Raw genomic sequence first — 12,646 nt, 5'->3', positions numbered from 1 at the left:
GATATTAAATTAAATTCTTACATTTGGTTTTCACCAATTCAAAAAGAATGCCAGAAAGAATACGGATCTACCTTGCCGACGACCACCAAATTCTAATTGACGGACTTGTTGCCGTTTTAAAAACCAACAAAAATTTTGAAGTAGTCGGTTATTCCTTAAATGGAGATAATATCGTAGCTGAAGTTTCTGAAAAAAATATTGACATCCTGATTATGGACATCAACATGCCGGGAAAAGACGGCTTAGAAGTCTTAAAAGAATTTAATCAAAAAGCAATTGCTCTTAACGTAATTATTTTTTCCAGTTTCGATGACCTCAAATTAATAAAAGAGGTTTTGCAGTTGGGTGCTAAAGGCTACCTTACGAAACAATCAGCCGGTGAAAATATAATTGAAGCAATTAACTCGGTATATAATGGTGAAGAATACTATTCTAAATCAATACGTGAAAAAATCTTTCTTTCTTTTACCGGAAAAGCAAATCAAAACAGTACAAAACCCAATCAGATTACACCGGATTCCTTAACAGACCGAGAGCTCGAAATATTAAAGCTCATCTCTTTGGAATATAGCGGAAAAGAAATCAGCGAAGCATTGTTCATTAGCACAAATACAGTAGAGACACACCGCAAGAATCTTCTCAAAAAACTAAACATGAAAACCACCGTCGGGCTAGTCAAATTTGCCTTAAAAAACAACTTAATCAATCAATAGAACTAACTTAAAAACAGAAAAATTATGAGCACACCTCTTTTAAAAAACTACGGATTTGAAAACACAAGTGATGACGAATTTGAATTCAATTTCGAAATTCCAACAAACTGCAATTATACAACACAGTATGATCCTGTCAAAAAAACAAATACGATCAGCGTTCAATTAAATACAGGACAGACACAGCCTTCAACTACATACGATACCCAGTATACAACTTTTTATACGGTAAATGGTATTTTGGATGTTCGTTTTCAGGAAACTTTGAATGGGATTACAACTAAAAAACCGAAAGTAAACATTGATTCGAATGCGTATTAATCCAATGTAAATAAAATCCATTGAAAATCAGATTTTTAATATTTATACTTTACACCTTCACGGCCTTTTCACAGCAAAAAGCCGTGAAGGATTCTTTTGATTTTTACAAGGAAAACCATCAGTACATAAAAGCTTTCAACTTTTCTGATAAAAAAACTAAACTTTATTTAAAAAAAGGAAACTATACCAAATATATCAATCAGGTTATAAAAAGCGCCGACCTTCTTTCTGATGAAATCAAAGACAACAAAAGAGCTTATAAATTAGTCCTGAATACATTAAATACAACTAACAAGAAAGCAAGTGACTATGATATGGTCAAACTTTTAAACACTTTGACTTACATCAACATCGACTTGCAAAAATACCCTGAAGCAATAAAAATTGCCACCAAAAGTCTCAAATTGGCAAATAAGTCAAAAAATGACACTATCACTGCAAGATTATACCGCGGAATACTGATAGGTTATCTCAAGACTGAGAAAACTGACAGTATCTACAGGTACTTAGAGCCAAACCTAAAAAGCGCTCACAAAATAAAGGATAACAAATTCATAGCCGATGCTTATAACTCCAACTATGCATTTTATAACCTTATAAAAGAATATGACATTGCTAAAAAATATTTGGACTCTTCATTGATATTTGCAAAAAAAGCTAATAGTAAAAAAGCCATAATAACTGCAAAAAGCAATTTAGGAGTTCACTACCTTGTTACTGAAAAAAATTATAAAAAAGCAATAGAAATCTATGATGAAATAATCAATGACACTAAAAATGATTCAGCGAATACAAAATATGATTATGCTATCGCATGTGTTAACATGGCGTTTTGCTATGAAAATTTAGGCGATTATCGCAAAGCGTATAACTACCAGACTCAATATGTGAATTATACAGACTCACTCCTACTTCACAAAAACGATACAGAACTTGAGCAGATACGAACTCAATACGAGTTGGACAAAGCTGAAAGTAAATACGAAGAAGAAAAACTGCTTCTGAAACAAAAGCAATTGAAAAGTGAAAAAATGCTTTACTTATTGCTTACAGTTTTAATGCTTTTAGCCATTTTATTTTATTTCTTCTACCAAAATTTAAAGCTGAAACAAAAAAACAAATTCAAAGACCTTAACCATAGCATTCAGCAAAATCTTGTAAATGCAACCATTGACGGTCAGGAAGAAGAACGTAAACGACTTTCGGGAGTTTTGCACGATAACATCAGTGCTTTACTATCCTCTGCCAGCTTGCATTTAACAGCTTTCGAAGCAAATCATCCTGAAATTGACGACCAACTCAAAAAAACCAAAGCCATTATCAAAGAAGCACACGATAAAGTACGCGATTTGTCACATGCTTTGGTGCCTCCTGTTTTGGAAAAATTGGGATTAATTCCAGCTCTTGAAGATTTATGTGAAAAGAATTCCAATTCATTAATCGATTTTCAGTTTAACAATCTTATCGAGAAAGAAATTCGTTTTCAGAATGATTTCGAAATGAAAATGTATTTTATTGTTGCTGAATTGTTTAACAACATCATGAAGCACAGTAATGCTTCTGCAGCTTTCTTAACCATCAAAAAGGAAAACAATCAGCTTTCAATAAACATTGAAGACAACGGAAAAGGATTTAATACCAAGGAAGGAAAATCAACAGAAGGTTACGGACTTTCGCAGATAAAAACACGTATCAAAAGCCTAAAAGGAATGATAACCATCGACTCTAAAGAGAAATCCGGAGTGGTTATTCTTATCAAAATACCGGTACCAAACCAAAAGTCAGACGCGGGTTCCCATTTCCACAACGTTTAAATTCTGAATTTTATCTCCTTCTATTTCAAACTGAAGCATGGTTCGTACCTGATGAAAACCGTGCTTCCCGGCAGCTCCCGGATTCATGTGCAATAAATTCAATTCCTTATCAAACTGCACTTTTAAAATATGAGAATGTCCGCAGATAAATAACTTCGGCGGATTGCTTCTTATTTCATTTCTGATATCCTGATTGTATTTTCCCGGATAACCACCAATATGGGTAATCCAGACATCCACATCTTCACACATAAATCTGTTATTTAAAGGAAATTCCAGTCGTGCTTTGCCATCGTCAATATTACCATAAACGGCACGCAATGGTTTGATTCCTTTGATGACATCCGTAACCGATAAATCCCCAATATCCCCGGCATGCCATACTTCATCGGCCATGCGGACATATTTCAAAATCGTTTCGTCGATATGACTGTGGGTATCGGAAAGGAGAAGGATTTTTTTCATTTTTCTTTTTGACTGGCTGAGTTTTTGAATAGCAAAGTTACAAAGTTTGGGGATAAGAGACGATGGAAAAGGGAAAAGGGAAAAGGGAAAAGAGACAAGAGACAAGAAGCAAGAAGCAAGAGACAAGAGTGTGGAAGAATATTTTGGATGACAAAGACCATTTCAAGCACCCGGAAGACCATCTGAAGGATACAACTACGCTTCCGCCTCCTTTTTCTCTTTTCTCTTGCCTAGTATCCCCTACTTTCACCCAAAACTTTACGACTCTGCCACTTTGTAACTTTACAACTTTGTAACTTTGCTACTTTTCACATAAACTTTGTAACTTTGCTACTTTGTAACTCAACAATTATCCACCCCTTGAGATATTTCATCGAATTCGCATACAACGGAAAAAATTACCACGGTTGGCAGTACCAGCCGCATTCAGCATCCGTACAGGAAACCTTATCCAAAGCCTTATCCGTTTTATTTAGAAAAGAGATAGAAATTATGGGTGCAGGCCGTACTGATACGGGTGTACACGCCAAACAGATGTATGCACATTTCGATCATGAAGATATTCTTGATTCCGATTATTGGACGCAAAAACTAAATTCGTTTTTACCAAAAGACATTGTAGTGTTCCGAATTATTCCGCTTCACGATGATGCGCATGCAAGGTTTGACGCCACCAGCAGGACTTATGAATACCACATTCACACCTTCAAAGATGCGTTTGAAAACGAAGGAAGCTGGTATCATTTTCATCCGCTTGACGTGGATAAAATGAATGAAGCCGCAAAAATCCTCTTCGATTATATCGATTTTGAGTGCTTTTCGAAAACACATACCGATGTGAAAACCTTTAACTGCGTCATCAAAGAAGCCTATTGGCAGCAAAACGGAACAAAACTGGTCTTTACCATTTCCGCCGACCGGTTTTTAAGAAACATGGTCAGAGCCATAGTCGGAACCTTAATCGGAGTTGGTATCGGTAAAATTTCATTCGACGATTTCCGAAAAATAATCGAAAGCAAAAACAGAGGCAACGCCGGATTTTCAGTTCCCGCCCATGGATTATATTTAACCAAAGTAATTTATCCGTATATTCACCAGCAATAATGAAAGTAATACAATCCATATCGCTTAAAAAAGTAATGAAGTATGCAAAGCCCTACCAGAAAAGGCTTTATATGGTTGTACTGTTTTCGATTACGCTTTCCGTTTTTGCGGCAATCCGCCCATACTTGCTAAAACAAACTGTCGATACTTATCTTAAAGCACACGACCAGGTTGGGTTATTGTATTATATCATAGTAATGGGGGTTGTATTGATACTCGAAGTCGGTTCACAATTTTTCTTTACCTATTGGGCAAGTTGGCTAGGACAGGATATCGTAAAAGACATACGCGAAAAATTATTTCATCATATAACGGCGTTCCGAATGAAATACTTCGATAACGAACCCGTTGGAAAACTGGTAACCCGCTCTGTAACCGATATTGAATCCATTGCCAGTATCTTCAGTCAGGGATTATTCATGATTGTGAGTGATTTAATGAAGATGACAGTCGTACTCGGAATCATGTTTTACATGAACTGGAAATTGAGTTTTATAGTTGTACTCGGAATGCCTATTTTATTATATGCAACCCGAATTTTTCAGCAAAAAATGAAAATTGCTTTTGAGGAAGTCCGTAATCAGGTAGGAAATTTAAACACCTTTGTTCAGGAACGTGTTACCGGAATGAAAATCGTTCAGCTTTTTAACCGTGAGGAAATCGAACTGGAAAAATTCAAGCAAATCAATACGCTGCACAACAAAGCCTGGTTAAAAAATATTTTATACAACTCCATCTTCTTTCCTGTTGCCGATATCTTATCGTCGTTAACGTTGGGAATGGTGGTTTGGTACGGCGGATGGAATATTATGCACGGCGATACGATGACGACTTTCGGTGATTTGTTCGCTTATACCATGTATATCGGAATGTTGTTCAACCCGTTACGTCAGATTGCGGATAAATTCAATGTGATGCAAATGGGAATCATCGCTGCTGAACGTGTTTTTGAAGTTTTGGATCGTGAAGACCTGGTTCAGGAAAACGGTGATGTGATTGCAGAACATTTCAAAGGCGATCTTTCGTTAGAGAATGTACATTTCAGTTATATTGAAGGTGAAGAAGTGTTGAAAGGTATCAACCTGAAAGTTAACGCAGGAGAAACCATCGCCATCGTTGGGGCCACTGGAGCGGGTAAATCTACTATCATTAATCTGTTGAACCGATTTTATGAAATCAGTAGCGGACGCATTTTAATTGATGAAACAAATATAAACGACTTTGATTTGTATAGCCTCCGCCGACAAATTGCCATTGTTTTACAAGACGTTTTCCTCTTTGCTGATACTATCCTGAATAATATCACACTGAACAATCCGGATATTACCCGAGAAGAAGTTATACTCGCAGCAGAAAAAATCGGTGTGCACAATTTCATCATGAGTCTGCCGGGCGGTTATGATTATAACGTAAAAGAACGCGGAGCCATGCTGTCTTCGGGTCAGCGCCAATTGATTGCTTTCTTACGCGCATATGTGAGTAATCCGAGTATTTTGATTTTGGATGAAGCCACATCGTCTATCGATACATATTCGGAAGAATTGATTCAGCTGGCTACCGAAAAAATCACAAAAGGAAGAACATCTATTGTCATTGCTCACCGTTTGGCTACTGTCATCAATGCCGATAAAATCATCGTAATGGATAAAGGACTGATTGTAGAAGAAGGCAAACACTTCGAATTAATCGCTAAACCAGAGGGTTACTACAAAAGTTTATACGAATCACAGTTCGCTGTGGAAAACAATTAAATTGAGCCACTAAAAATCGTTTCAGTTTATCATTAACTAAAGAAACTTAACAAGCCGTAATACGCTAAGGTTAAGAAGAATGTATCAATCAATCCGTGCACTATAATGTTAATCCAGATGTTTTGGTATTTCTGATAAAGCCATCCAAAGGCCAATCCAAATAAAAAAGTTATCACTAAACCTACTGCTCCTTGATATAAATGTGGAAGCGAGAACAAGACTGCCGTCAAAATTACTAATACAATTTTCTGATTACCAAGTATTCTGCGAAATTGGGAAAAGGCAAACGCCCGAAACAACAGTTCTTCGGAAAAGGCAGCCGAAACCCACATAAAAACGAGATACTTGAAATACATCGCCGAATTACCTTTCAAAGCCTCAAAACTCGAATAATCTGCCGGTTCGTTAAAAATTTTATTGATTAGAGGCTGGAAAATAAAATCCATGGAAAGTTCCAAAACCACATAGGCTATTAGTATGATTCCAATAGATTTCATCTCAATTTTTCTGAAATTAAGTGCTTTTAAATTACCATCCTGTAAAAAGGTGAACAATAATATTAAAAAAATAATGCAGATGAACGTGTATGGAAATTTAGTCCAAGGATTGAAAATAAAGCCAAACGCAATGGCAAATAACAAAAACGCCGCAAGCTTGTTATTTAGTAATTTAGAGATTGTATTCATTAGTTTTGATTGATTTTCAGGCTATTTACTAATAAATCTTTTATTTCCGGCAAAAATACATTAAATCAAATTACTTGACATGTCAACTAATTGTTTTAACAAAAAATTAAGACCTTCAATTTGAAAACCTGTTGCATTGCAGCAAACAAATAAATCCGTATTTTCGCATCCACAAACTAATAAAGAAATAATTATTTGATATGAAATACGATATTATTGTTTTAGGAAGTGGTCCGGGCGGATATGTAACTGCCATCAGAGCATCACAATTAGGCTTTAAAGTAGCCGTTATCGAAAAAGAAAACCTTGGTGGAATCTGCCTTAACTGGGGTTGTATTCCAACAAAAGCTTTATTAAAATCGGCTCAGGTTTTTGATTACCTAAAACATGCTTCCGATTATGGTTTGACTGTAAAGGAATTTGATAAAGACTTCAACGCTGTTATTGCACGTTCCCGTGGTGTGGCAGAAGGAATGAGCAAAGGTGTTCAGTTCTTAATGAAGAAAAACAAAATCGATGTTATTGACGGTTTCGGAAAAGTAAAACCAGGAAAAAAAGTTGATGTAACAGCTGCTGACGGAAAAGTAACTGAATACACTGCTGACCATATTATCATTGCAACGGGTGCACGTTCAAGAGAATTACCTAACTTACCACAGGATGGTAAAAAAGTAATCGGATACCGTCAGGCGATGGTTCTTCCTGAACAGCCAAAGAAAATGATCGTAGTGGGTTCCGGTGCTATCGGAGTTGAATTCGCTCATTTCTACAACGCAATGGGAACTGAAGTTACGATCGTTGAATTCATGCCAAATGTAGTTCCGGTTGAAGACGAAGATATCTCAAAACAATTTGAGCGCTCATTGAAAAAAGCAGGAATCTCTGTTATGACAAATTCTTCTGTTGAACGAATTGATACTACTGGAAACGGAGTGAAAGCTTTCGTTAAAACAGCTAAAGGAGAAGAAGTTTTAGAAGCAGATATTCTACTTTCAGCAGTAGGAATCAAAACCAATATCGAAAACATCGGATTAGAAGAAACAGGTATTGCAACCGACAAAGATAAAATCTTAGTAAACGATTTCTACCAGACAAACATTCCGGGTTACTACGCGATTGGTGATGTAACTCCGGGTCAGGCTTTAGCTCACGTAGCTTCTGCTGAAGGAATTTTGTGTGTGGAGAAAATCGCAGGTTTACATGTTGAGGCGCTAGATTACGGAAACATCCCGGGTTGTACTTATGCAACTCCGGAAATTGCTTCTGTAGGTTTAACTGAAAAACAGGCAAAAGAAAAAGGATACGAATTGAAAATCGGTAAATTCCCGTTCTCTGCTTCTGGTAAAGCAAAAGCTGCCGGAACTCCGGACGGATTCGTAAAAGTAATCTTCGATGCTAAATATGGTGAATGGTTAGGCTGCCACATGATTGGTGCCGGTGTTACCGATATGATTGCTGAAGCAGTTGTAGCCCGTAAATTAGAAACAACAGGTCATGAAATCCTTAAAGCGGTTCATCCTCACCCAACTATGAGTGAGGCAGTTATGGAAGCTGTTGCTGATGCTTACGGAGAAGTGATCCACTTATAAGATATAGATAAACTAAAATAATCCGGAAGAATCCGTTTTGTGAAAACAGAGCGGATTTTTCTTTATACAAATCCTATCAAACCCAAGTAAATGAAAAACACAAAAATCCTTTTCGCTTTTGTACTCCTTACATTATCCTTTGTTTCTTATTCGCAAAACGGATTTATAGAAATCGAAGTCAGAGATTCGGTTAAACTGAAACCTATATCAATCGACTACATCTTATCGGTAGAGGAAAATTATGAAGAAGAAGCCGTAAGTGCATTAGAAGAGGTAAGCGAAGACAGCAAAAGTGATGAACTGAAAGCGAAAGCGCAAGAAAAAATAAAACTTAATAACCTGGAGACGTTCCTTAAAAAAAACAAATACAAATACATCTCGCTAACAGATTCAAGTTTTGAAACCGGTAATAAAAGCAGAGTTTATTTTGAAGGCGGTTATTCGGTTACGGTTTCATCTGTTGAGGAATTAAAAAAACTCACTACCGAAATAAAAAAAATGCAGGATATTGCCGGGTACGTTGGAACCGTAAAATATGAAGAACCGAATATTTATGAGGATCAGTTATTGAAATCACTCCTTGAAAAAGCAAAGATAAAAGCGCAAAAGATCGCTACACTGGCCAACATAAATTTGGGTAAGATTATTGAAATCAGAGAAGTTAAAGAAGTAGATAATTCCAGCTATAATTTTTTTCAGCAGATTATGAAATTAAGCGGAAAGAACAAACACAATCTTGTGAATTCTTTTACCAACAACTATGTTAAAGCACTGGTCATAAAGTTCAAAGCCGAATAAGTTCAAAAAAAAATCATACTAAAATCCGTCTCACCATCGAGGCGGATTTTTTATTTATAAGAGTATCAATCAGTTGCATTTTAACACAAAAAATTTTACTCTTTAACTGTAACATTTATTTCTGCCCAACGTATAATTAGGGATTTTAAAAAGAAATTAATATCCAAAATGACACAAAAGGTGTTGTATCTTCAAAAAGGGAATAAAAACCACTACTCCAACATGATTCCGGTTATTAATAATAAAATGATCTTACATTCATTTTTCATATTAATCATTTCTAAAAATCGAACCAAATACAAATTAAATTATTAGTTAAATGACAACAATTTTATCTTTTTGGTGGTTGATACTTTTTGTATTATCCATAGTTTTTTACAAATTTGTTTTGCGTGTTTTCTTTGGAATGGTAATAGTTCCCGAAGACAAAATCGGTTTAGTGACCAAAAAATTCGTGCTTTTCGGAGCCGACAAATCACTTCCCGATGGCCGTATAATTGCAACCAAAGGGGAAGCGGGTTTTCAGGCACAAACACTTGCTCCGGGTTTATACTGGGCGATGTGGATCTGGCAATATTCAGTAGACATGACGCCATTTACCATTATTCCGGAAGGAAAAATTGGGCAGGTTTTAAGTAAAGATGGTAAAGAGATCCCAACCGGAAGAATTTTGGCCAGAAAAGTGGAAAGCGATAATTTCCAGGATGCTACAGCCTTCTTAAATAACGGTGGTCAGAAAGGACGTCAGACAGCTTTTATTACTAGTGGATCGTATCGTATCAACACATTCCTGTTCGATATTATTATTACAGATCAGGTAAAAATATTTGAAAACATGGTTGGCGTGGTAACTGCCTTGGATGGTGATCCAATCCCATTAGGACAAATTGCAGGTAAATTCGTTAACGGTCACAACAACTTTCAGGACTTTGATAAGTTTCTTGAAGAAGGCGGTAACAGAGGACTTCAGCCGCAAGTTATGCTGGCCGGATCTTATTACATCAACACATGGGCGGTTCAAATTGAGCAAAATCCAATGACCGATGTGCCTATTGGTTATGTTGGTGTGGTGATTTCTTATATTGGTGAAGATGGTCAGGATGTTACAGGAGATACTTTCAAACACGGAAACATCGTATCAAAAGGACAACGCGGTGTTTGGATGGAACCGCTTGGACCCGGTAAATATGCTTTGAACCAATACACTACTAAATTAGAACCCGTTCCAACGACCAATTTGGTTTTGAACTGGGCAAATGCACGAAGCGAATCGCATGATTTGGATAAAAACCTGTCGACAATTACGGTACGTTCCAAAGACGGTTTCCCTTTCAATCTGGATGTCACACAAATTATCCACGTTCCGGCCAATGAAGCGCCAAAAGTTATTGCTCGTTTCGGAAGCATGACGAATTTAGTATCGCAGGTTTTAGAACCAACCATTGGTAACTACTTCAGAAACTCCGCACAGGATAGTGATGTAATTTCTTTCTTAAGCACGAGAAAGGAACGTCAGGAATCGGCTAAAAATCATATCAAAACGGTTTTGGATGAGTACAATGTGAATGCTGTTGATACGTTAATCGGTGACATTGTTCCACCGGATTCATTAATGAAAACATTAACCGACAGAAAGATTGCCGAAGAAGAGCAAAAAACGTATCAAACCCAAAAAATGGCGCAGGAACAACGTCAGGGGGTTGAAAAAGAAACCGCTATTGCCGATATGCAGAAAGAAATTGTTCGCGCTTCACAAAGTGTTGAAATTGCGCAAAGAACAGCCGATGCGACAGTTAAAAAAGCGGAAGGTGATGCAACCAGTTTAAAACTGAATGTAAATGCTGAAGCAGAAGCAACAAAAATGCGTGCCAATGCCGAAGCGGAAGCAACAAAAGCAAGAGCCGGAGCGCAAGCCGAAGCTACTCGATTAAACGCAAGTGCAGAGGCTGAAAAGATTTCAAAAACCGGTTTGGCTGAAGCAGAAAAGATTATGGCTATTGGTAAATCTACGGCAGAAGCGTATCAATTACAGGTTTCAGCCATGGGCGGTGATAACTTTACGAAGTATAAAATCACGGAAGAAATCGGTAAAGGAAATATCAAAGTCATTCCGGATGTATTGATTTCAGGAAACAATGGTGCTGATGGAGGAATCAGCGGTTTACTTGGGATGAAATTAATGGAAATGATGGATACCAATAAACAAAAACCGGAAGAAAACTAAATCTTTTCTGAAATAAAAAACTTAAATCCGTTCTGCAAAACAGAGCGGATTTTTAATTTTTACAGACAGAATCACAATAATTTAACAAAAAAATGATTTTTACGCATAAAAGTTCTACCAGATTTTTTTACCATTAGGGTCGAAACTGGAAATGTTTGAAAAAAATATCACTAATTAACCTAATAAATTTAGACCTGAAACAGTGCAGCCCGATTTCAAAAGAAACGCTTTTTAATCTTTCTGGCAATAACTCGAAGATTATCCCCTTGGAGAACAAGCGGCAACTTAAAAAAAAATCATAAGATGTCATTCTGAACCTAAAACACTGACACTAAAAAAATTGCAAACAGAATGCAAAAAAAATAATTAGCAACAGTTGAAAAACAAGTCCCTAACAAAGAATATAAAAAAATCGTCTCTATCATAAAAAATTCAACTAAATTCCTAAATAATGTTTTTTGTAGGAAAAAATAATACCAATTAATGGCTGATTTTTATCATGTTTTAATGCTGTAAGTTTGAATTCCTTTACAAAACTAAAAACATTAATAATAAAATTTTTCAATTAACATGGAACTATTAGAAAGACCAAATCCTATCGACAAAGAAGTTTCCTGGGACAAGACCAAAACCATCATGAGCAAAACAGACCGATTCGGCACTATCGAATATGCCAATGAAGTTTTCATCGATGTTTCAGGATATGAAGATTACGAATTAATGTCGCAGCCACATAATATTATTCGTCATCCGGATATGCCACAAGTAATTTTCAAAGTGCTTTGGGATAACTTAAAAAAAGGCCAGAATTATCACGCAATTGTAAAAAACATGGCCAAATCCGGTCGTTATTATTGGGTAATTACCGATTTTGATATCTCAAAAGATGAAAAAGGAAACATCGTGAATTATTTTGCCAGACGAAAAGCCGTTCCTCAAGAAGTAATAACTAAACACATTGAACCATTATATAAAAGACTACTCCAAATAGAAAATGCCAGCAGCATGGAAGCCAGTGAAAAATACCTGGTAGGTTATCTGGAAGAACAGAACAAAACCTATGTGGATTTCATTATGGAAATCATGAGCGAATACGAAAAATCGATTGAACTTCAAAACGCAGCTGCCAATGAGGTGAAAACTGAAGATAAAAAAGGATTTTTTTCAAAGTTCTTTAGTTA

11 protein-coding genes are annotated in these 12,646 nt (G+C 36.4%); 9 read left to right on the top strand and 2 right to left on the bottom strand.

From position 1 onward, the window contains the following. Positions 1 to 47: 47 nt before the first annotated feature. From VLB74_RS03005 to VLB74_RS02995, 3 genes are read left to right on the top strand one after another with little or no spacing between them, the layout of a single operon-like run. The gene (locus VLB74_RS03005) at positions 48 to 713 is read left to right on the top strand and encodes a response regulator transcription factor (protein WP_325201985.1); all 666 of its coding nucleotides are present in this window, start codon (positions 48 to 50) and stop codon (positions 711 to 713) included. 24 nt (positions 714 to 737) lie between these two features. After that, on the top strand, positions 738 to 1,034 hold the full coding sequence (locus VLB74_RS03000) for a hypothetical protein (protein WP_325201984.1): 297 nt from the start codon (positions 738 to 740) through the stop codon (positions 1,032 to 1,034). Between the two features lie 20 nt (positions 1,035 to 1,054). Next, the gene (locus VLB74_RS02995) at positions 1,055 to 2,848 is read left to right on the top strand and encodes a tetratricopeptide repeat-containing sensor histidine kinase (RefSeq protein WP_325201983.1); all 1,794 of its coding nucleotides are present in this window, start codon (positions 1,055 to 1,057) and stop codon (positions 2,846 to 2,848) included. Here the strand turns inward: VLB74_RS02995 and VLB74_RS02990 are convergent. Continuing rightward, entirely contained in the window at positions 2,816 to 3,313 is a 498-nt protein-coding gene (locus VLB74_RS02990) for a metallophosphoesterase family protein (RefSeq protein ID WP_325201982.1), read from the bottom strand. The two genes, VLB74_RS02995 and VLB74_RS02990, sit on opposite strands and share 33 nt — an antisense overlap. 360 nt (positions 3,314 to 3,673) lie before the next feature. Here VLB74_RS02990 and truA point away from each other — a divergent pair, with 360 nt between their 5' ends. Together truA and VLB74_RS02980 are read left to right on the top strand one after the other, a co-directional pair. Continuing rightward, positions 3,674 to 4,417 carry a tRNA pseudouridine(38-40) synthase TruA gene (truA, locus tag VLB74_RS02985; protein WP_325201981.1) on the top strand — a complete coding sequence of 248 codons (744 nt, stop codon included), beginning with the start codon at positions 3,674 to 3,676 and terminating at the stop codon, positions 4,415 to 4,417. Beyond that, a complete protein-coding gene (locus tag VLB74_RS02980) occupies positions 4,417 to 6,168 on the top strand; it encodes an ABC transporter ATP-binding protein (protein WP_325201980.1) in 1,752 nt (583 codons plus the stop codon). The genes truA and VLB74_RS02980 overlap by 1 nt, the downstream gene beginning before the upstream one ends. A 32-nt stretch (positions 6,169 to 6,200) precedes the next feature. Here VLB74_RS02980 and VLB74_RS02975 read toward each other — a convergent pair whose 3' ends face one another. Then, entirely contained in the window at positions 6,201 to 6,854 is a 654-nt protein-coding gene (locus VLB74_RS02975) for a CPBP family intramembrane glutamic endopeptidase (protein ID WP_325201979.1), read from the bottom strand. 200 nt (positions 6,855 to 7,054) lie between these two features. Here VLB74_RS02975 and lpdA point away from each other — a divergent pair, with 200 nt between their 5' ends. The 4 genes from lpdA to VLB74_RS02955 form a co-directional block, all read left to right on the top strand. Further along, complete coding sequence (lpdA, locus tag VLB74_RS02970) at positions 7,055 to 8,443, top strand: dihydrolipoyl dehydrogenase (RefSeq protein ID WP_325201978.1); 1,389 nt, start codon at positions 7,055 to 7,057, stop codon at positions 8,441 to 8,443. A gap of 90 nt (positions 8,444 to 8,533) precedes the next feature. Beyond that, on the top strand, positions 8,534 to 9,241 hold the full coding sequence (locus VLB74_RS02965) for an SIMPL domain-containing protein (RefSeq protein ID WP_325201977.1): 708 nt from the start codon (positions 8,534 to 8,536) through the stop codon (positions 9,239 to 9,241). Between the two features lie 319 nt (positions 9,242 to 9,560). After that, a complete protein-coding gene (locus tag VLB74_RS02960; protein WP_325201976.1) occupies positions 9,561 to 11,465 on the top strand; it encodes an SPFH domain-containing protein in 1,905 nt (634 codons plus the stop codon). A gap of 570 nt (positions 11,466 to 12,035) precedes the next feature. After that, the coding region (locus VLB74_RS02955) for a PAS domain-containing protein (RefSeq protein WP_325201975.1) at positions 12,036 to 12,646 on the top strand (611 nt) is incomplete at its 3' end.

Origin of the sequence: Flavobacterium sp., from assembly GCF_035456225.1 — a bacterium.
Taxonomy (GTDB): domain Bacteria; phylum Bacteroidota; class Bacteroidia; order Flavobacteriales; family Flavobacteriaceae; genus Flavobacterium.
The sequence above is the reverse complement of the archived record's forward strand: the minus strand, read 5'-3'. Positions and strand labels throughout refer to the sequence as shown.